18 protein-coding genes and 3 pseudogenes are annotated in these 19,674 nt (G+C 70.0%); 15 read left to right on the top strand and 6 right to left on the bottom strand.

Annotated features, from left to right (window positions below; translation table 11 throughout):
• Nucleotides 1-501: 501 nt before the first annotated feature.
• The 4 genes from OG702_RS35010 to OG702_RS34995 all read left to right on the top strand — a co-directional run bounded on the left by OG702_RS35010 (nucleotide 502) and on the right by OG702_RS34995 (nucleotide 6,366).
• Entirely contained in the window at nucleotides 502-2,685 is a 2,184-nt protein-coding gene (locus tag OG702_RS35010) for a discoidin domain-containing protein (protein WP_327292998.1), read from the top strand.
• A 1,309-nt stretch (nucleotides 2,686-3,994) separates the two neighbouring features.
• Nucleotides 3,995-5,110, top strand: coding sequence for an endo-1,4-beta-xylanase (locus OG702_RS35005; RefSeq protein WP_327292997.1), 1,116 nt, complete (start codon nucleotides 3,995-3,997; stop codon nucleotides 5,108-5,110).
• A gap of 138 nt (nucleotides 5,111-5,248) precedes the next feature.
• Nucleotides 5,249-5,752: a GNAT family N-acetyltransferase gene (locus tag OG702_RS35000; RefSeq protein WP_327292996.1), complete on the top strand. Its 504-nt coding sequence runs from the start codon at nucleotides 5,249-5,251 to the stop codon at nucleotides 5,750-5,752.
• Nucleotides 5,753-5,838: 86 nt separating this feature from the next.
• The gene (locus OG702_RS34995) at nucleotides 5,839-6,366 is read left to right on the top strand and encodes a GNAT family N-acetyltransferase (RefSeq protein ID WP_327292995.1); all 528 of its coding nucleotides are present in this window, start codon (nucleotides 5,839-5,841) and stop codon (nucleotides 6,364-6,366) included.
• A 29-nt stretch (nucleotides 6,367-6,395) separates the two neighbouring features.
• On the opposite strand, the gene OG702_RS34990 is transcribed toward OG702_RS34995, so the two are convergent.
• Entirely contained in the window at nucleotides 6,396-7,325 is a 930-nt protein-coding gene (locus OG702_RS34990) for a glycoside hydrolase family 5 protein (RefSeq protein ID WP_327292993.1), read from the bottom strand.
• A 408-nt stretch (nucleotides 7,326-7,733) separates the two neighbouring features.
• On the opposite strand from OG702_RS34990, the gene OG702_RS34985 reads away from it, so the two are divergent.
• The 6 genes from OG702_RS34985 to OG702_RS34960 all read left to right on the top strand — a co-directional run bounded on the left by OG702_RS34985 (nucleotide 7,734) and on the right by OG702_RS34960 (nucleotide 11,903).
• Entirely contained in the window at nucleotides 7,734-8,519 is a 786-nt protein-coding gene (locus tag OG702_RS34985) for an alpha/beta hydrolase (protein WP_327292992.1), read from the top strand.
• Between the two features lie 96 nt (nucleotides 8,520-8,615).
• The gene (locus OG702_RS34980) at nucleotides 8,616-9,098 is read left to right on the top strand and encodes a MarR family winged helix-turn-helix transcriptional regulator (protein ID WP_327292991.1); all 483 of its coding nucleotides are present in this window, start codon (nucleotides 8,616-8,618) and stop codon (nucleotides 9,096-9,098) included.
• Between the two features lie 134 nt (nucleotides 9,099-9,232).
• Nucleotides 9,233-9,775, top strand: a complete 543-nt coding sequence (locus OG702_RS34975; protein ID WP_327292990.1) for a hypothetical protein — start codon at nucleotides 9,233-9,235, stop codon at nucleotides 9,773-9,775.
• Nucleotides 9,776-9,795: 20 nt separating this feature from the next.
• On the top strand, nucleotides 9,796-10,989 hold the full coding sequence (locus OG702_RS34970) for a sensor histidine kinase (protein ID WP_327292989.1): 1,194 nt from the start codon (nucleotides 9,796-9,798) through the stop codon (nucleotides 10,987-10,989).
• Nucleotides 10,986-11,651: a response regulator transcription factor gene (locus OG702_RS34965; RefSeq protein WP_327292988.1), complete on the top strand. Its 666-nt coding sequence runs from the start codon at nucleotides 10,986-10,988 to the stop codon at nucleotides 11,649-11,651. The genes OG702_RS34970 and OG702_RS34965 overlap by 4 nt, the downstream gene beginning before the upstream one ends.
• 123 nt (nucleotides 11,652-11,774) lie before the next feature.
• Nucleotides 11,775-11,903 (top strand): hypothetical protein, encoded by a 129-nt coding sequence (locus OG702_RS34960; protein WP_327292987.1) that lies wholly within the window; start codon nucleotides 11,775-11,777, stop codon nucleotides 11,901-11,903.
• 102 nt (nucleotides 11,904-12,005) lie between these two features.
• Here the strand turns inward: OG702_RS34960 and qcrB are convergent, their stop codons facing one another.
• On the bottom strand, nucleotides 12,006-13,658 hold the full coding sequence (gene qcrB, locus OG702_RS34955; RefSeq protein ID WP_442814678.1) for a cytochrome bc1 complex cytochrome b subunit: 1,653 nt from the start codon (nucleotides 13,656-13,658) through the stop codon (nucleotides 12,006-12,008).
• 384 nt (nucleotides 13,659-14,042) lie between these two features.
• Here qcrB and OG702_RS34950 point away from each other — a divergent pair, with 384 nt between their 5' ends.
• The 3 genes and pseudogenes from OG702_RS34950 to OG702_RS34940 form a co-directional block, all read left to right on the top strand.
• Nucleotides 14,043-14,387 (top strand): hypothetical protein, encoded by a 345-nt coding sequence (locus tag OG702_RS34950; protein ID WP_327292986.1) that lies wholly within the window; start codon nucleotides 14,043-14,045, stop codon nucleotides 14,385-14,387.
• Nucleotides 14,388-14,749: 362 nt separating this feature from the next.
• Entirely contained in the window at nucleotides 14,750-15,496 is a 747-nt protein-coding gene (locus OG702_RS34945) for a DUF2071 domain-containing protein (protein ID WP_327292985.1), read from the top strand.
• 148 nt (nucleotides 15,497-15,644) lie between these two features.
• Nucleotides 15,645-16,268 (top strand): annotated as a pseudogene (locus tag OG702_RS34940) (DUF2238 domain-containing protein); the annotation flags it as partial.
• A 427-nt stretch (nucleotides 16,269-16,695) separates the two neighbouring features.
• Here the strand turns inward: OG702_RS34940 and OG702_RS34935 are convergent.
• The 4 genes and pseudogenes from OG702_RS34935 to OG702_RS34920 form a co-directional block, all read right to left on the bottom strand.
• The gene (locus OG702_RS34935) at nucleotides 16,696-16,893 is read right to left on the bottom strand and encodes a peptidase inhibitor family I36 protein (RefSeq protein ID WP_327292984.1); all 198 of its coding nucleotides are present in this window, start codon (nucleotides 16,891-16,893) and stop codon (nucleotides 16,696-16,698) included.
• Between the two features lie 215 nt (nucleotides 16,894-17,108).
• Entirely contained in the window at nucleotides 17,109-17,879 is a 771-nt protein-coding gene (locus OG702_RS34930; protein ID WP_327292983.1) for a helix-turn-helix domain-containing protein, read from the bottom strand.
• A gap of 91 nt (nucleotides 17,880-17,970) precedes the next feature.
• Nucleotides 17,971-18,195 (bottom strand): annotated as a pseudogene (locus tag OG702_RS34925) (hypothetical protein); the annotation flags it as partial.
• Between the two features lie 213 nt (nucleotides 18,196-18,408).
• The gene (locus OG702_RS34920) at nucleotides 18,409-18,633 is read right to left on the bottom strand and encodes a hypothetical protein (RefSeq protein WP_327292982.1); all 225 of its coding nucleotides are present in this window, start codon (nucleotides 18,631-18,633) and stop codon (nucleotides 18,409-18,411) included.
• Between the two features lie 193 nt (nucleotides 18,634-18,826).
• Between OG702_RS34920 and OG702_RS34915 the strand changes: the two are divergent.
• Together OG702_RS34915 and OG702_RS34910 are read left to right on the top strand one after the other, a co-directional pair.
• Nucleotides 18,827-19,012, top strand: a pseudogene (locus OG702_RS34915) (MerR family transcriptional regulator); the annotation flags it as partial.
• 32 nt (nucleotides 19,013-19,044) lie between these two features.
• Complete coding sequence (locus tag OG702_RS34910) at nucleotides 19,045-19,629, top strand: TetR/AcrR family transcriptional regulator (RefSeq protein ID WP_327292981.1); 585 nt, start codon at nucleotides 19,045-19,047, stop codon at nucleotides 19,627-19,629.
• The last annotated feature ends 45 nt before the right edge of the window (nucleotides 19,630-19,674 follow it).

The raw sequence follows: 19,674 nt of genomic DNA, 5'->3' as shown, positions 1-19,674 counted from the left end.
GACCGAGCTGGCTCAGCGCAGGCCTTACCAGGAAGCGGGCAGCCGCAAGGCAGTGGTCCAGGAACGAGCTTCCGACCCGATAGGCGTGACCGGGCCATCGCCGGCCACGGCTAATGAGGCACGAGCTCGTCAGGCAAGCGACTCTCCACAGCTCGAACGATCATCGTTCCGAGGTCATCGGCGCCCTGCGAAGGCCCCGCATCACCCTTCAGGTCCGAGAAGCCCGATGGTCACGTATGCCGGCTCTGACCAGGGCGGATGAGGTGGGCGACAAGGACGACGTCGGTGGGGCCCGATTCCGTCGTCCCCTGACGCGGACCCTTGACAGGTTCGCGCCCGCGCCATAGACATCCATGCTGTAGAGAGCGCTCTCAGAAAACGCCCCCCACCCAACCGGCCGGTTGCGAAGTCGTTGTGCAGCACTGACGTACTGCCTGAGGCACGCCTGTCACATCCGGGTCCGGTCCAGAGCAAGCGCTTGCGCGCTGAGAGGACAGCATCATGCACGTCATACCGGGTAACGGCCGGAATTCCGGTCGCCGGACGGGTCCCCACGACCCGGTCGGGCAGTCCGCGGGCAGCGAAGTGGCCGCGCCGGCTGAGGTGTCCGGCGGCATTGCCGCCTTACCGCGCACGGCGGGTATCGCCGTGCGGGCACGGCGCCGGTGGTCCGGCAGGAAGGGCCACTCGCTCCTGGTCACGATGGCGATGATCGCCGGCACCCTGGCCGGCAGCGCCCTGACCACTGCCCTGGCGGTCGCACCTTCGGCACACGCTGCCGCTCCGGAGGCCCACGCCTCCCCGGCCGCCCTACCCGCGCCGCCCTCCGGCTGGAACCAGGTCTTCGCCGACGATTTCAACGGGACGGCAGGGACGGCGCCGACGGACCAGAACTGGTTCTACGACGTCGGCACCGGCTTCGGAACCGGCGAGATCGAGCACACCACCAACTCCACCGACAACGTTTACGTGGATGGCAACGGCCACCTGGTGCTGAAGGCCATCAACTCCGGCGGCACATGGACGTCCGGGCGGATCGAGAGCACACGCTCGGACTTCCAGGCCCCGCCCGGCGGCAAGATGGAGATGATCGCGTCCCTCCAGCAGCCCAACCCCGCCAACGGCATCGGCTACTGGCCCGCGTTCTGGGCGCTGGGGTCAACTATGCGCACTGGCGGCGGCTGGCCGCAGTCCGGTGAGATCGACATGATGGAGGACGTCAACGCCCTGAACCAGGCGTCCCAGACGCTGCACGACGGCGCGGGCAGCAGCGGGCACGGCCTCATCGCCTGCCCTGCGGCCGGTTCCAGCTGCCAGACCGGCTACCACACGTACGCGGTGATCGTGGACCGGACCAACACCAGTGCGGAGACACTGCAGTTCCTGATGGACGGCGTCGTCGAGAGCACCGTCACGGAGGCGTCGGTCGGCGTCGCGGCCTGGCAACAGGCCATCGACCACGGCTTCTTCATCATCTGGGACCTGGCGATGGGCGGCAACTACCCCGACGGGATCTCCGGCACCAAGACCCCGACCGCGGCGACCACCTCCGGCGGCACCCTGAGTGCCGACTGGGTCGCGGTGTACGAGCAGGGCGGGAACTCCACACCCACCGGGACCGCCACTGCCATCGGCCGGGTCAACGGCCTGAACGGCCTGTGCCTGAGCAACCAGAACGGGCTGAACGTCGCGAGCAACCCGATCCAGGTCGCAGGCTGCAACGGCGGCGCCGGCCAGTCGTGGTCGCCGTTCACCGACGGCACGCTGCGTGTCCAGGGTGGCTGCCTGGACGTGGTGTCGGCTGGAAAGACCAGCGGCACCAACGTCGACTGGTACCCCTGCAACGCCACCGCCGCGCAGGGCTGGACCAAGCAGGCCAACGGCACGGTGGCCAATCCCAACTCCGGCCTGTGCCTGACCGTTCCCGGCAGCAACACCGGCGCGCGGCTGGACATTGAGACGTGCACGGGCGCGGCGAACCAGGTGTGGACGCTACCCGCCGGCGGCACCAACCCCGGCAACACGGTGACGGTCTCCGGCCCGGGCAACCAGACGTCCACGGTCGGTACGGCGGCCAGCCTCCAGATCCACGCCGCCGACTCCGCCTCCGGCCAGACGTTCACCTACAGCGCCACGGGCCTGCCGGCCGGCCTGTCGGTCAATGCCGCCTCCGGGCTGATCTCCGGAACACCGACGGCGGCAGGCACCTCGAATGTCACCGTGACCGCCACGGACGGGACCGGGGCCGCCGGTTCGGCCTCGTTCACCTGGACCGTGAACGGTGCCGGCGGCTGTGGTACGACCAACCTTGCACTGAACAGGACTGCGACAGCCTCGTCTCAGGAGAACGGCAGCTTCGGGCCGCAGAACGCCGTCGACGGCAACTTGGGCACTCGGTGGTCGAGCGGCTTCGCCGACCCGCAGTGGCTGTCCGTCGATCTCGGCGCCACGCACTCGATCTGCCGCGTCGTCCTGAACTGGGAGACGGCGTACGGCAAGTCCTTCCAGCTCCAGACGTCCAGCGACGGGACCAACTGGACCCCGATCTATACGACCACCACCGGCACAGGAGGTATCCAAACGCTCGACGTCTCAGGCAGCGGCCGGTATCTGCGCCTGTACGGGACGGCTCGCTCCACGCAGTACGGCTACTCGCTGTGGGAGCTGCAGGCCTTCGGGTCGTGAGGAGTTGACAGGTGTCGACCGGCGGAACCAGCCGACCGGGCGAACCTGGGCGGCAGTTGAGCCAAGGGTCTACTGAACTGCTCGACCGTCCGACCGCAAGGGCCGCGGGGGCCGCGCACACGATGTGCGGCCCCATGGCCGGAAGCGCGTGGGCTGAGGGCGAAGCCGAACGTCGGTAATCCGAAGGCTGTGGTGGGGCGGTGAATTCCGCCCCACCACAGGGCTCGCCTGCCGTGTGGGAGGTCACATCGGAGGCGCGGGCCACGCCCGGGCGCCGGGCTCTTTGGCTGAGTCCGCGGTCTCCTGGCCAGCAGCGCCGGTCGACCGGCGGGTGGGATGACGCGCAGGGCGCACCCGAGCATCCAAACGCACTGCGCCCGATCTTTCGCAGGGCTGGGCGTTTGGGCGAAGGTTGTCAGAGCTGGTAGGTGCGCTGCTGGTAGGTGCGCTCAGTCCTCGCTCCCAACCCCGCCGCGACGGTCTCGCCGCGCCTGCGATCCGCTGAACCACTTCCTCTGGCGGGCTTCGATCCTGATGACGGCTGCCAGGCTGGCCGTAGCGGCGGTCATGGAGCCGAAGAAGACCGCGTCGAAGAGCAAGCTGTTGGCGCCCTCTACCGTGCCGTCCTCATGTGTGCAGCACTTCTCGAACGGGAAGCTCGCGATGTGTAGTGCTTCACCGGGGTGGTCTCGGCCGGGGTGGCGGGTGGTGGTCTGGTCGGGCTGTCGGAGGTGGTGGGCGGCGTATGTGACCTGGCCGGAGTCGCCCAGACTGTTTCCCGGGCCGGTAGAGGACGGGGTGCGCGTCGGGCCGGCAGAGGAACTCGGCGTGGCCGGTGCCTTTCCCGGTGAGCCGGTTCAGGTGGTGAGCCGAGGTGAACCCGCCTGACCATGAGGGTCTACGTCGACAGGCGGGCGGGCGCCTGGCACATCCTGGATCTGCTGGTCGAAATCCGGTGTGCCAGGGCCTTCGGCGCGTCCTGGACGGCGGCTGCGTACGGCGGTGGGTCCGGGAGTTGGAGCGTGTGGCGGGTGCGGCGGTGCGGGGGGTCTGGACGCTTCCGGAAAGTGATCGGAAGAGCTGTCTGCCGCCGCTGGTCGACCCGCCCGGGAGTCCCGCGCGCTTTCGGCGAGCCCGCGGCCTGGGCTGACGGTGGGTCGGGACAAACCGGCAGCATCGGATGTGTCCGAGGTGTTGACCGCCCGGTAGGCATGCCCTAGGTTTCCCCGCACGTTGCGTAAACGAGTCCGAAACATTCGGAACTCGCTCCGCCGGAACGACGCCGTTCCGCCTCCGCGAAGGACCCTGCATGATCAAGATGACCCGCGTTGCCACCGTGGGCACTGCCGCCGCCGGGCTGCTGGCCCTCCTGGTGCCGAACGTGATGGCCAGCGCCCCGGGCCACCACCACCCCGCCCCGCCGGCCCCCGGCGGCGGCGCGCACTCCACGCCGGCGCCGCCCGCGCAGACCCTGCGGGCGCTGGCACAGCGGGCCGGTATCCGCATCGGCACCGCCGTCAACGCCGACGCGCTGGCCAGTGAGGCTCCGTACGCCGACAAGGTCGGCACCGAGTTCAGCTCGGTCACGCCGGAGAACGCCATGAAGTGGGACGCGGTCGAGGCCACCCGCGGCACGTACACCTACACGCAGGCCGACCAGTTGGTGGCGTACGCCAAGGCGCACGGCCAGCTGGTCCGCGGCCACACCCTGGTCTGGCACAACCAGCTGCCGGCCTGGCTGACCTCCGGCGACTTCAGCGCCGCGGAGTTGCGCGACATCCTGCACCAGCACATCACCGCCGAGGTCTCGCACTTCAAGGGCAAGGTCTGGCAGTGGGACGTCGTCAACGAGGCCTTCAACGAGGACGGCACCCTGCGCGACACCATCTGGCTGCAGAAGCTCGGCCCCGGCTACATCGCCGACGCCTTCCGCTGGGCGCACCAGGCCGACCCCAAGGCCATCCTCTTCTACAACGACTACAACATCGACGGCATCAACGCGAAGAGCAACGCGGTCTACGACCTGGTCGCCAAGCTCCGCAAGCAGGGCGTTCCGGTCCAGGGCGTCGGCGACCAGGGCCACTTGGACGTGCAGTACCCCGCGCCGCACGACATCGCCGACAACCTCGGCCGCTTCGACAAGCTCGGCGTCCAGACCGCCATCACCGAGGCCGACGTCCGCATCCCGCTGCCCGCGGACAACACCGAGGCCGAGGCGCAGAACGAGGCGTACCAGACGCTGCTCGAAGGCTGCCTCCTGACCAGGCACTGCACCGACTTCACGGTGTGGGGCTTCACTGACAAGTACTCCTGGGTCCCCGGCACCTTCAGCGGCGAGGGCCAGGCCAACATCTACGACGAGAACTACCAGCCGAAGACCGCCTACACCGCGCTCAGCCAGGACCTCCGGCTGGCCGGGCGCTGACCGACTCCCCCGTCGGCACCGAACACCCGGTGCCGGCGGGGGCCTACCCCGGGCACCTCCGGCAGGACAGCAAGGGCCGGCGGTGGAGGGGGGAAATCCAGGGGAGCCGGCGGCTGCGCGCTGCTACGGTCGGGCGCCATGAGCTGGCTTCCCGATGACTTCGTCCACCCCGTCCTCGTACCGCTGCCGGGCGGTGGCCATCATCTGCGGCCGATCCGGGAAGCGGACGCGCCGCTGGACTATCCGGCTGTGATGGGTTCGCGCGAGCGTCTGTGGGGCATCTTCGGGCGGGCCTGGGGCTGGCCGGCGGCCACCATGACTTACGAGGCCGACCGGGCCGACCTGTTGCGGCACGAGAACGAGATCGCCGCGCACCAGTCCTTCAACTACGCGCTGTTCGACGCGGCGGAGACGGCGCTGCTCGGCTGCGTCTACATCGACCCACCGGAGCGGGCCGGCGCGGACGCCGAGATCTCCTGGTGGGTGGTGGACGACCTGGCGGGCAGCGCGGTCGAGCAGGCCCTCAACACGCTGGTACCGCAGTGGATCGCCGCCGAATGGCCGTTCGAGCAGCCACGCTTCCTAGGAGTCGAGATCTCCTGGTCGGACTGGCTCGCCCTCCCGGGGCATCTCGAATCCTGAGGTTGCTCCCCCCTACCGCCTGATCAACCCGGCGAACGCTCGTAGGCCGCCCGTGTCATCCGGCGCACCACGCTGAGGAGCAGCCCATGCCAGGCAGCACCAGAATCCGCCTCATAGCACCCTCGGACGCCACCGCGATCGCCGGGCACAGGGCGCGGGACGCCGAGGCCCTCCGGCCGTGGGAGCCGGACCGGCCGGCCGCCTACTTCACCCCGGAGGGCCAGGCCGAGCGGATCGACAAGCTGCTGGCCGGATACCAGGCCGGTTCGGCCTGGCCGGGCGTGGTGCTCGCCGAGGACCAGGTGATCGGGCAGGTCACCGTTTCAGGCATCCGTGCGGAGCCGCACATGCGCCGCGGCTCCGTCGGTTACTGGATCGCCGGCGTCGCCCAGAACCAAGGGCACGCCGGGCGCGCCGTCGGGCTTGTGCTGCGGGTGATGTCGAACGAACTCGGTTTGCGCCGCGCCGAGGCGTCCACCCGCCTGGAGAACCTGGCGTCGCATCGGGTGCTGCGCCGCAACGCGTTCAGTCCGTACGGCATCGCGCACTCCTCGATCTTCCTCGACGGGAGCTGGCGGGACGATCTGCTGTGGGAGCGGATCCTCGGCGATTAGGTCGGGGTTTCCTGCTTCGCGTACGGGTCTCAGGCAGTGCGTTCCGGGTCGCCGAGAAGCGCGCGTCGCAACGGCTCGCGCCAGCTTCCGCGTTCCGGGTCGAAGGCGCCGAAGTCGGTGCCGAACTCCCAGTAGGCCCAACTCATTCCGAGCCGTTCGGCCTCGGACCGCACGAACGTCGTCCACCGGGCACGCGAGTCCATGCCGGCACGCTCGTGGGCGCCGAACTCGCCGATGAACAGCGGCAGTCCGTGCTGCCTTCCCCAGGCGGCGGCTCCGGCGAGATCGTCGCGCACGGCGTTCTCGTCACCGGCGTCTTCCCAGCCGCGGCCCAGCCAGGCGTCTGCCCCGGCGACCCAACTCGCGCCCTGGTGCGTGAAGTCGAGCGGCGCGTAGTAGTGGACGGTCGCCAGCAGGTGGCCGTCGTCGGGGACGGCGAGCGCCGGCAGGGCTGCGACGTCGTTGCGGTCGGCGGGTCCGACGATCACCGTGCGGTCGGGGTTCGAGGCGCGGACGACGGCGAGGGCCTGCGCGAGCAGGGGGTTCCAGCGGCTCGCGGTGAGGGCACCGTGGGGTTCGTTGAGCAGTTCGAAGCCCAACCGCGCCTCGTAGCCGGCGTAATGGGCCGCGATCTGCCCCCAGAGCGCGAGGAAGCGCGGCGCGTGCGCGGCAGGGGCGGCGCACAGCTCGTCGTAGTGGTGGACGTTCACCACGACGTTCAGGCCGCGGGACAGTGCCGCGTGGACGCCGGCGTCGACCCGGGCGAGGAAGGCAGGGTCGATCGTGTACGGGGCGGTGGCCGCCGCGTGCGCCGACCAGCGCACCGGCAGCCGGACGGTGTCGAAACCCGCGCCGGCGACCTCGTCGAAGTAGCGCTCGTGCAGCGGGAGTTCTGGGCCGCCGTCGAGCGCGTCCAGCGCGTTGCCGATGTTGATGCCACGGCCGAGCCCTCGGTCCATCACGACCTCCCCGCGGCAATCTACCGGCCGCGCCGCCCGGATGTGCCCAGGGAGGAACGAGCCTCCCTCCGATCGGCGGCCTCGCGGGCGGCGTCAACCCGCCTCGCTCCATTACGCGTTGGGGAGAGGCCCTGCACATTTGGCGCCGGAGCAGGTACGGGGCCCGAACCGGCCTCTCCCGGGCCGCGCGGGGCGGCAGTTGGGGGTCCGCGGTGGGGCGGCACTTGGTGGTCGGTGGCGAGCAGATGCGCGCGCCGAAGATTTAAGTTGCGGGCAATTGAGTTGCACACTATCTTTCTCTTACCGGTCGCCACCGTCCCCCGAATCCGGCGGCGACCGCATCACCCGTCCGGTGAGCGCGTGACCGGACGGACCATACGAAGCACCACTCACCACCAGGGATACGCCATGACCGAGAACACCTCGACTGCCGCCGCCACCCCGCGCCCGGAGGGTGCCGCCAACGGCCACGCCGTCGGCAGCAAGCCGACCGTCGTCCTGGTGCACGGCGCCTTCGCCGAGTCCGGGAGCTGGGACGGAGTCATCACCCTGCTGCAGGACCGGGGCTACCCGGTGGTGGCCGCCGGCAACCCGCTGCGCAGCCCGGCCTCCGACGCCGCCGCGGTACGCAGCCTCGTGGACCACGTGGCCAGGCCCGTGGTGCTTGTCGGTCACTCATACGGCGGTTCGGTGATCAGCCAGGCCGCGGTCGGTGCGGAACACGTCAAGGCGCTGGTCTACGTCGGCGCCTTCCTGCCCGAGGTGGGCGAGAGCGCGCTGGAGCTGACCGGCCGCTTCCCCGGCTCCACGCTGCCCGGCGCCCTCGACCCGGTGCACTCCACCGGCACGGACGGCAGTACCGGCACCGACCTCTACATCCGTGCCGACGCCTACCACCACCAGTTCGCCGCCGATGTCCCCGCCGACGTCGCGGCACGCATGGCCGCCACCCAGCGCCCGATAGCGCAGGCCGCCCTGGAGGAGGCCGCCACCGCCGCCGCCTGGAAGACGGTGCCGTCATGGGACGTCGTCACCACCGAGGACCTCAACATCCCCGTCGCCGCCCAGCGCTTCATGGCCGAGCGGGCCGGCGCGCACGTCACCGAGGTCGCCGCCTCGCACGCCGTCGCGGCCTCCCGACCGGACGTCGTCGCCGACGTCATCGAGCAGGCCGCCCGCCACATCGCCGGCTGACGCCGTCTTCGCGGGCGGCGGAGCCCCGGCCGGGCCCACGGGCCGGCCGGCCTCGCCGCCCGCCCGCCGTACACCACCGAACAGTAGGCTCGACGCATGTCCGATCACGCTGCCGACCGCCCCGACGCCCCTGCGGAGGACCCGCTGCAGTTGGCGCTGCACATCTGCTTCGCCCTGCAGAACACCTCGCGGGCCTTCAACGCCGTCTACCGCAACGTCCTGCGGGAGACCGGACTGACCTACCCGCAGTACCTGGTCATGCTCGCGCTGTGGGAGCACGGCGAGCTGACGGTCAAGGGCCTCGGAGCGCTGCTGCGCCTCGACTCCGGCACACTCTCCCCGCTGCTCAAGCGGCTGGAGGCGGCAGGCCTGATCACCCGGTCCCGCAGCCGCACCGACGAGCGCTCGGTCGTCATCGCCCTCACCGGCTCGGGCGAGGGCCTGCGCGAGCCCGCCCGCAGGATCCCGGCCGAGATCCAGGCGGCGGCCGGTCTCGACACCGCCGACTTCCACACGCTCGACCGTATCCTCCGGCAGCTCACCGACTCCCTCGACAGCGCCGCCAACGCCGCCGACTGAGCCGGCGGCGTATCCGGTCCACCTGCCGCCCACCGCCCGTCGGCCGGGGGTGGAGGGGCGCGGTGGCCGATCTCCACCTGTCGTTCCACCCGTGGGTCCAGGTGTGGAACGCGCCGGACCAGCAGTCTTGAGGCATGACAACGACCGACTGGATCACCGACATCGCCCTCGTCCTCGTCGTCTTCCGGCAGCTGCGGGAAGGCCGACTCGACCTGAAGACGTTCCTCATCCCGCTCGGGATCGTTGCCTTCGTCGCACACACCTACCTCGACAGCGTCCCCACGGGCGGCAACGACCTGGTGCTGATCGGCGCGCTGATGGCAGCCGGCGCGGCGCTCGGTGTCGCGGGTGGCGTCTACACCCGCATCCGGGTCGCCGGTGAGCACCTGCTGATCAAGGCGGGCGCGGTCTCGGCGGTCCTGTGGATCGCCGGCATGGGCGCCCGGATGGGCTTCCAGGTGTGGGTCCAGAACGGCGGCGCCGCCGATGTCGCCCGGTTCAGCGTGACGCATCACATCACCAGTGACCAGGCGTGGGTCGCGGCCTTCGTCCTGATGGCGCTCACCGAGGTCGTCACGCGACTCGCCACGATCTTCCTCCGCAGCCGGACGGCGGCCCGCCGGCAGTCCCCCGCCGCGGCGATGCGTCCCGAGCCTGCCCTCGACCGGGCTGCGTGACCGTGGGCTATGGTCGCGCCGTGCCCGATGTCCAGAGCGTCCCCGATCTCGGACCGGCCCCGCGGGTGGAGGCCGGCGTCCGGCCCGTTCCCGGTCGGGACCCCAGGGTCCAGCAGGCCCTGACCGTCTTCGTCATCGTCGCGGCGTTCTGGACGGTCCGGCCGCTTGGTCTGAGCGACCGGGGGCTGGTGGTGGCCATCCTGCTCCTGGTCAACTCCGCCGTCCTTGCCGCACGGCATCTGCCGGAGGACCGGATCCCGCCGCGCCTCGCCGTGGTCTGGCTGACCCTGGGCATCGTGGCGGCGGCCGCCCTGATCGGTGTCAGCGGCACCGGGTCCGGCTACCTCTTCGCGTACTTCCTCGTCGGTCACATCGGGATCCGTCTCGCACCCCGGCAGTCGCTCACGCTGGCGGCCCTGTGCAGCCTGCTGTGCGGCGGTGTCCTGTATTTCCGGCTCGGCCCGGGCCACAACGTGTTGCCGTGGACGCTGGGCCTGACCACCGGTGGTCCCGTCCTGGTCGGCATCCTCAACCGCAGCCGCCAGCGGGCCGTCGTGGCGGCCATCTCGGCGGCCGAGTCCGCGGAGCGCGCCGCGAGGGCCGAGGCGAGGACCGCCGTCCTGACCGAACGGAGCCGGATCGCCCGTGACGTCCACGACGTCCTGGCCCACTCCCTGGCGGGCATCAACATGCAGCTGGAGCTGGCGGACGCGCTGATCGACACCGGCGACCTGGAACGAGTCCGCGAGGCGAACCGGAAGGCGCACGACATGGTCAGGGAGAGCCTGAAGCAGGCGCAGTGGACCGTGCACACGCTGCGTGAAGACGCGCTGCCGCTTGTCGAGACCCTCACAGCGATGCTGGACACCTCCGGGCACCCCGACGCGCTCAGCGTTGTCGGGGCCGTCCGCGAAGCCCCATCCGGCGTGACCCAGAACCTGCTGCGGATCGCCCAGGAGTCACTGACCAACGCGGCCCGGCACGCGCCCGGCGGCGAGGTGCGTGTGGAGCTGACGTTCGGCGCCGCGTCGACGACACTGAGCATCGTCAACGGTCCGGCGACCCGTACGGTGAGCAAGGGCGTCGGCAGCGGCATGGGGCTGATCGGCATGCGCGAGCGGGTCGCCCTGCTGGAGGGGACGATCACCGCGGGCCCGGTCACCGAAGGACCGGACGCGGGCGGATGGCAGGTGGAGGCAGTGATCCCGGGATGAGCGAATCCACACAGGCCGTCAGGCGGCTGAAAGTGGTCGTGGCCGACGACCAGGCGGCGGTACGCGAGCCGCTGGCGGCTGTCCTCGGGATGTCCGAGGACATCGAGGTCGTCGCGGCGGTGGCCGACGGGACCGAGGTGCTCGCGGCCGTGGCGGCGGGACCCGTGGACGTGGTCCTGATGGATCTGCGCATGCCCGTGATGGACGGCACCGAGGCGACGCGGCGGCTGACGGAGGATCATCCGGAGGTGGCCGTGGTCGTGCTCACCACCTTCGCCGACGACGACTCGATCCTGGCCGCGCTGAGCGCCGGGGCACGGGGCTACCTGACCAAGAACGCGGGGCGCCAGGACATCGCCCGCGCGATACGTGCCGCGGCCGCGGGACAGTCCGTCCTCGACCGGGAGGTGCAGGACCGGCTCCTCGCCACCGTCCGTACGAAGACCCCTGTCCCCGCGCAGCCGCTGCCCCGGGACATCACGCCCCGCGAGCGCGAGGTGCTCACCCTGATCGGCCAGGGCCTGCCGAACCGGGCGATCGCCGAGAAGCTGTTCGTCAGCGAGGCGACGGTCAAGACGCACATCAACAACCTGTTCGCCAAAGCGGACATCAAGGATCGTGCCGACGCCGTCCGCCGGGCCATCGCAGCGGGCCTTGCCTGAGCCCTGCTTGGTCGAGTTCGACCCCCGGCGGGCGGCCTGAACTGCGCTTGCTGACGTCGCGACCATCGCTCCGGAGCTGTGTCCTTCAGACCGGGGCGCTACAGTTCGGGACAGGGGTGTCCGATGGCAAACGGCAGCAGCCGGTTGGCCGTTGCCAGCCAGTTCGCGGCGGCCGCGGCGGCCGCCGCGGCGGTGTGGTTCCTGGCCGGGTGGGCCACTCCGTATCTGCTGCGGTGGATGCTCGGCGGCTAGTGCCGCAGTGGCGGTTCTCCATATGTCCTGGTCAGTGTCCTGGTGTTGAGTCTGTTGGGCCGACTGACCGGCAGCAAACCCCAGGTGGTCGGAGGCCGCTCCCTAACGTCGATCGGCTTCCTCGTCCAGTAGCTCGGGGTGATGGGCCCAGAACTCCTCCGCGGTCGGTTTCGGGATCTGGTTCTGCCCGCCGTACATCGCGCGGGACAACCGCAGCCGCAGACGTGCGAGCAGCAGCGTGAACCGCGAGGCCCCCGGAGGTGGCGGCGGGAGGGCGGCCAGCGGTGGCGGCTGGTCGTGCGCGGTCAGGATGTGCAGATCCCGCTGGGACGGCAGCTCGTGCACTTCGACGAACTCACCGGTGAGCAGACGCTTGAGGGTCCCGGTCTCTCTGCCGTGCAGGACGAGGTTGCGATCCTGCCGCTGGAGTCCGAGAGCGGCCCTCTTGGCGACGAGGAAGACCAGCGGTGGCAGCACGAAGAATCCGACCCTGACCACCCACGTCACCGCGTTGACCGAGACGTCGAAGTGCGTGGCGATCACGTCGTTGCCAGCTCCGGCGAAGAGCAGGATGTAGAGACTCATCCACGCCGCCCCGAAGCCGGTCCGCACCGGCCGGTTGCGCGCCCTGTCGAGCAGGTGGTGGTCGGAGTCGTCGCCGGTGACCCAGGACTCGTAGAGCGGGTAGAAACCGATCATGGCGAGGATGAGCCCGAAGACCACCAGGGGGATCAGGACGTCGAGGACCAGGGTGTGTCCCCAGAGCCGGATCTCCCAGCCGGGCATGATGCGCTCCAGCCCGTCCGCGAAGGCCATGTACCAGTCGGGCTGCGACCCGGCCGACACCTGGTCGGGCCGGTAGGGGCCGTACGCCCAGACGGGGTTGATCTGGGCGACGGCTGAGACCAGCGCGACGAGAGCGCAGACGAGGAAGAAGTACCCCCCGGATTTTGCGGCACGCACCCATAGCAACGGAAAGCCGACGACATTCCTGTTGGTGCGCCCGGGACCGGGGTACTGGGCGTGCCGGTGGTGGGAGATCAGCATCAGATGCACGGCGACCAGGGCCGCCATGGCGCCCGGAATCAGAAGGACGTGGATCGCGTTGAAGCGCGGCACGTAGGAAGTACCCGGAAACTCGCCTCCGAAGAGGAACGACGAGAGATACGTGCCGACGACCGGGACGGACAGAACTCCGCCCTGCACAACCCGGGTGCCGGTTCCTGACAACAGGTCGTCCGGGAGGTCGTAACCCGTCAACCCCTCGAACATGGCCAGGGGAAGAAGCGAGAATCCGACGAACCAGGTGAGTTCACGGGGCTTGCGGAAACCTCCGGAGAAGAAGTTCCGCATCATGTGGGCAAGGATGCCCGCGACGAGGACGAGCGCGGCCCAGTGGTGCATCTGGCGCACCAGCAGACCACCGCGGATGTCGAGACTGATGTGCAGCGTCGACTCGTACGCTTCGGACATGCGGATGCCTTGCAGTGGGGCGTAGCTTCCGTGGTAGATCACCGTGTGCATCGACGGCTGGAAGAAGAGCGTGAGGTACACACCGGTCACGACGAGAATGACCAGGCTGTACAGGCAGATCTCGCCGAGCATGAATGACCAGTGGTCGGGGAAGATCCTGCGCATGTTCGACTTCGACCACGTGTAGAGCCCGGAGCGCGCGTTGAACCAGTCGGCGACCTGAGATCCTCCGGCCGGATCCGGAGATTTCGCCGGAGGAGGCGCGGATTCTGATTCAGGCACTTACTGCTCCCGTTGGGGCCGTGACTGGCGGACGCCTCCACCATGGGGCTGATGCGGCAGGATTGAGGCCTGGCGACTACGAGTAATTCTCGTCTGGCTGGAGTGCGGGCAGGAACCGCCACGCCGAAAGAGCAGGGAGCGGTGCTCCCAAAGATGCACGCCTGCGACGGCATTCCGGGTCCCGGGCAGCCGCCCCGCACCCGTCGCGTGAGCGGACCCGGAGGAGAGCGCCGCTCATGGCGAGGGAACGCGTGACCGTCCGGTCCCCCGGACCGAGGACGACCCGCGCCTGCTCAGGGAACCGCTGGACCCACGGGACGAGGTGCGCGCCACGCCGGCGGAGTTGTGCGACGGCGGCCCCGCACGCTGCTGGACTTCGGGGCCATGCGCGCCGCGGTGGACAGCGGCCCCGTCACCTTCGTCGGCCCTGAGGCTGCGCAGGCCCGCGACAGAGCCGGCGGCGAGCTCGTCGTTTTCGTGATCGAACCATGCCTCGCCAAAGCCCACGGCCCGTCGTTCCAGTACTGCCGCGATGGACGTCTGATCAAGGCCTTCAGCTTCGAGACTCCGTACTACCGGGGAGGCGAGGAGCCCGACCTGCTGCGGCCCGCCCTCACGGTGGCGAACCTGATCGGGCCTCAGGCGGATCTTGACAGAGATGACAACGAAGGGCGGATTGTGGAGGCAACCACCGGTTTCTTCTCTTTGCCCGAACTCGAAATGCCCTGACCCAGGGCACCTCGCCGATGTGGGGCTGCAGTTCGGGCTCAGGGCGGGGCGGGGAGGATCTGCCCATACAGAAGATGCTTCGTGTGGAGTTGACGTCTGACCAGGAGTGGGAGGTGGAGGTGGATGGTGGCGGGTCTCGTCGTAGCGGCTGATCCGCAGCTCCGAGGCGCGGACGACCCTCGCCCCCTGCGCCGCAACCACACCTTCGCCGAACTCGCAGTCGGATTCCGCGTGCCGGATTCTCTACGCGGCGGCCGGGACTGCCTGGGCGCCTCTGTCGGGCGGTTTCTGAACGCCGTCTGTTCCGAGCTGTTCGTGCTTCGCCATGCCAAATGGCGGCCTGGGGCGCAGAATGGGGGATCATGAGGCAGGCGCGACTTTCCAGCGTTGTTGAACGACGGCTACTGGTGAACTACCGAGTCGCACCGGATGCCGCGGCGCGCCTGCTTCCCAGGCCACTACGCCCGCAGCTGGTCAACGGCCACGCTGTCGCGGGCATCTGTCTGCTGCGCCTGGGAGACGTCCGGCCGGCCTGGGCGCCCAAGTCGTTCGGACTGCGGAGCGAGAACGCGGCGCATCGGATCGCCGTCGAGTGGGACGGGCCGGACGGCGTCCAGACCGGTGTTTACATTCCACGGCGCGACACTTCCTCGCCGCTCAACGTCTGGGCCGGGGGCCGCATCTTCCCCGGCGAACACGGCCGAGCCGACTTCGAGGTGCATGAGACACCCCGTCAGGTGCGCGTCGCACTGGCGGCACGGGAGGGCGACACCCGAGTGGATGTCACGGTCGAGCCGTCCGACGAGCTGCGAGGCAGCGAGCTCTTCGCCGATCTTGCCGAGGCGTCCCGCTTCTTCCGGGAGGGGACAAAGGGCTTCTCGGCCACCAGCACCGGCCGTCACCTTGACGGCATGGAACTGCGGACCGACGCATGGCACGTGGAAGCCGGCCGGGTTCGCTCCGCTGCGTCATCCTTCTTCGACGACACGGACCGCTTCCCGCCGGGGAGCGCAACCCTGGACTGCGCTCTGGTCATGCGCGAGGTCCCCGTGAGTTGGTGGCCGCTCCCGGTCATGGCCTCCGAGCAGAGTGCTCAACTGACGCGCTGACGTGCCCAGGTGTGGCTACCTGCTCCGGGGCTTCGAAGACCGCCGTAGCAGCCGCAAGGCGGAACGGTGAGTAGCCGTACTCATGACCCGAGCTCGGCGCGCTGACAGGCTTCGGGGTGAGGAAGAGTCGAGCGACGAAGGTGGCGTTATGCAGGCGGGGATGCGTACGGCAGTGCGGCGGCGGGGACCGGTGCTGGCGCTCGGAGCGGTGCTGGTGATCATGGCGGTGTCCGGGTGGCAGCCGGTCGACCGGGTGACGTGGGTGATGGAGACGGTCTGGGTGATCGTCGGTGTGCCGCTGGTCCTGGCGGGCTGGCGGCGGTTCCCGCTGACCGATCTGCTGTGCTGGCTGCTCGTGCTGCACGCCCTCGTACTCGCGGTCGGCGGACACTGGACGTACGCCGAGGTCCCGGCCGGGAACTGGGTGCGGGACACGCTGGGGCTCTCCCGTAACCCGTACGACCGGCTCGGCCACCTGGTGCAGGGAGTCGTCCCGGCCGTCCTGGTACGGGAGCTCCTGGTCAGGACGTCGCCGCTGAGCCGCAGCCGGTGGCTCGCGCCGCTCACCGTATGCGCCTGCCTGGCCTTCAGCGCCTTCTTCGAACTACTGGAGTGGTGGTCGTCGTTGATCGGCGGCCACTCGGCGGACGCGTTCCTGGCCACCCAGGGCGACGTCTGGGACACCCAGTGGGACATGTTCTGCTGCCTGATCGGGGCAGTGCTCTCCGTTCTGCTGCTCAGCCGCGTCCACGACCGTGCCCTGGCCGCGCTCGCCTCGGGCAGGGCAGGCGGTGCCGCCGGGTTGGCCGCTGCGCCGGTGGCCGACGGTCGCTCGCCGCAGCCCCGTCGTTCAGGGGTGGGCGGCCCGGAGTCACGTGCTGAACAGGCGCCCACTCGCGATGGTGGTGAAACATCCCCACTCCGCCCCGATGCGGCCGAGGTGCACGGGTGATTCCCGGCTTCACGTCCGTTTCGTTGCGGCGGCTTCCTCGTCCGTTTCGAGCCGTTCTGGGCTCGGCGCGGAGGTCGCGGCTGACAAGACGCGTCCACGGCGACAAACAGGGCCTTGAGCGACGTCCAGGCGCCAGGGTGCCAGCGCCCCCCTCCGCCGCTGGCACCCGTCCAGGCACTTCACGTGCCCACTCACGACCGCGCCAGCGGCGCGAATCCGGTACGTCGCAACGCGGCCGGCGCTGTGGCTACGTCAAGCAGACCGACGCGTTGTGGTCCCAGGTCGCGGCCAGGCTGCGGGCCGCTCCGGGGGCGAGGCCATCGCTGCTGCCGGTGCACTGCTTGCCCGTGTAGACCGTGGCCTGGTACGGGGTGTGGTTGACGGCGGATTGGGCGTTGTATGCGCCGGCGACGAGCGCGGCGGCCAGGACTGCGATCTTCCGCATCGTGTGGACCTCTCTGCCCGCGCGGACCATCCGGCGGACTGCAGGACGCCGGTGGTCCGGCATGCAGATCCTGACAGCGGCGGCAGCCCGCATCATTGACACTCAGAGGCAGGCGACTTGACGATCCGTCTCACCCCCGACGGACACCCGCGCCCGGAAGCGGGCAGCCGTATCCCTGGCGGTCCGCTACAGCCGGTGGGTTGAGGTCGGCGGAGTTACGTCCGGGGAGCCGCGCCCGGGTCGCTGTGGCGGTAGTCCCGGGGTGACATGCCGTAGGCGGCGGTGAAGCTGCGGGTGAAGCTGGAGTGGTCCTTGAAGCCCCAGCGCGACGCGATCGTGTGGATGGGCACATCGTGCTGCACCGCGTCGCGGAGATCGCGTCGGGTGCGTTCGAGGCGCAGACGGCGGATCCAGGTGCTGAGGCTGGTGTCGCGTGCGCTGAACAGGCGGTGCAGGTGACTCACCGAGACATGGTGTGCGGCGGCGACGGCGCGCGGCGACAGCTCCGGGTCGTGCAGGTGCTGCTGGACGAACGCCTCGACGCGCAGCAGAAGCGCCCGCGTGCGGGACTCCTCCGGGAGTCCGCCTTCCGCGTCGAGATGGTGGGCCACGAACGCGGTCAGCAGGTCCTGGGCGATCCGGGCCAGGCGGGGGATGTCGTCGACTCGATAGGCCGCGGGACCGGCCGCCAGGCCGCTGAGGAAGTTCACCAGGAGTCCGGCGAATCCGCTCTGCCCGGAGACGGGGCGGGCAAGCACGGGCTCCATCCCGCCGGCGGGCAGCCCCAGCAGCGCCCTGGGAACGTGCGCGCGCACAATTGTCGCGGGCTCCCCCACGCCGAGCTTGATGGCGAAGGGACGCGAACCGTCATAGAGCGCGACGCGCTCCCCCTGCAGAACCGCCTCCCGTCCTGACTGGCTCAACACGAGCTCGCCCGTCCCCGCCATCGCGACGCAGACCAGTTCGGGATCCTCCCGCCGCACCATCCCGCCGTACGCACGATATGGGATGGCGAGACCGCCAACTCGACCACGTTCACCGCGGCGAGGTCCACCATCCGCATCGACGCGCGGAATTCAGCGCCCCGGCCTCGGCAGGATCGGACCAGAGCGCGTGCGGTGACTTCATGTCACAGCCCGGTTTGACGACGATCTTTCCGGCTTCGGTCTCCTGCAGATCGGCCTCGTTCATCTCGGCCGTGAAGCGGGTGGAGCCGCAGACCCCGACGATATGCGGGAGGCTCAACAGCTTCCTCGCGTCGGCGAGCTTCTCCTCGGGGGTGAGCAGTTGCGGGTATGACACGGGTTCCTCCTGGTGGCGCGGTCCGCGGGGTGCCCTGGGGAGACGAGAACGAGGGCGTCCACGTTCGTTTTGCGACGAACGACCTGGACACCCTCGGGACACCACTCTATGAGACGACCGGCGACATGCCGAAGGAGCATCCCGACCAGGCTCGAGAGGCTCCGACAGCACCAACGGCCCAACCGACCGGCTCGTACCTGAGCCCGGCGGCCTTCATCCCCTCCTCCGGCGCAGCCGGAGCAGCAGTACGGTCACCCGCGTCATCGCCACCGCCAGCAGCGGTCGGGGCGTCCCGGCCGCCCGCCCGGTGTGCGCTGCGGCACCGACGCTGCCCGCCCGCACGGGGAAGGTGACGCCGGAAGTCCCGCGGTCCGCCGCTGCCACGTCCTGCGAGACCCCGGCCTCCGGCCGGTCCGCCAGCACGCCGTCACTGCTCATCAACGCCATCCTCACCCTCGGCCAGCCGCGTCTGGATCTCCGCCTGCCCCGAAAACACCGCCGCATCGGCGCAGTTGGGCCCACCGATGGCGACGGGGGGCTGCACCGGGACACCGCCCACCACGGGTTGGGGCAACTTGACCCTCACGTGGCGTCAGGCTGCACAGTCCATGCCGTGGCGGATCACTGGACTGTGGGACGGGTGGCTGAGCTCGCCGGCGTGAGCGTTCGCACGCTGCATCACTATGACAAGATCGGGCTCGTACGGCCGTCGGCGCGGACCGCGGCCGGGTTCCGGGGCTATTCCGCGGCCGACGTGGAGCGGCTGCGGGAGGTGCTGGCCTATCGGTCGGGGACCAAGCTCCGGCGGATAGTTGACCGATCGTTTCAGTATCGCCTAGGGTTCAGACCGTGGCCAGGACCAAGGAATTCGACCCGGACGCCGTGTTGCAGTCAGCCCTGGAGCTGTTCTGGCAGCGGGGCTACGAGGCAACATCGATGGCGGACCTCGTCGAGCACCTCGGCATCGGGCGGGCCAGCATCTACGCCACCTTCGGGAACAAGCACGAGCTCTACCTGAAGGCCCTGGACCGCTACAGCGAGGCCCACGACCCCCTGCTGCTCTGCGAGTTGTCGCAGCCGGGTCCCGCACTGCCCGGCGTTCGCACCGTCGTGCTGCGCTTCGCGGCCGAGGCCGCCTCCCGTGACGGGCGCCAGAAGGGGTGCTTCGTGACCAACACGGCGGCCGAACTCGGCCCGCACGACGCGGCGGCGGCCCGCCGGGTCGAGTCGAGCTGGGATCACATCGAGACGCTGCTGCACTCGGCACTCGTGCGGGCCCGCGCGCAGGGCGAACTGCCCGCCGACCGCGACCCGCGGACGCTGGCGCGGATGCTGCTGGTGCTGATGCAGGGGATGCGGGTGGTCGGCAAGGTGTCGGACGACCCCGGCCGGGTCCGGGACGCGGCCGAGCAGGCGTTGACGCTGCTGGCCTGAGCGGGACTCCACAGAGGGGGCGTCTTCGCATGCCCACATTATGGA

This window comes from Streptomyces sp. NBC_01198 (assembly GCF_036010485.1).
In the GTDB taxonomy this organism is placed as follows: domain Bacteria; phylum Actinomycetota; class Actinomycetes; order Streptomycetales; family Streptomycetaceae; genus Actinacidiphila.
This window is presented reverse-complemented; position numbering and strand designations above follow the sequence as displayed.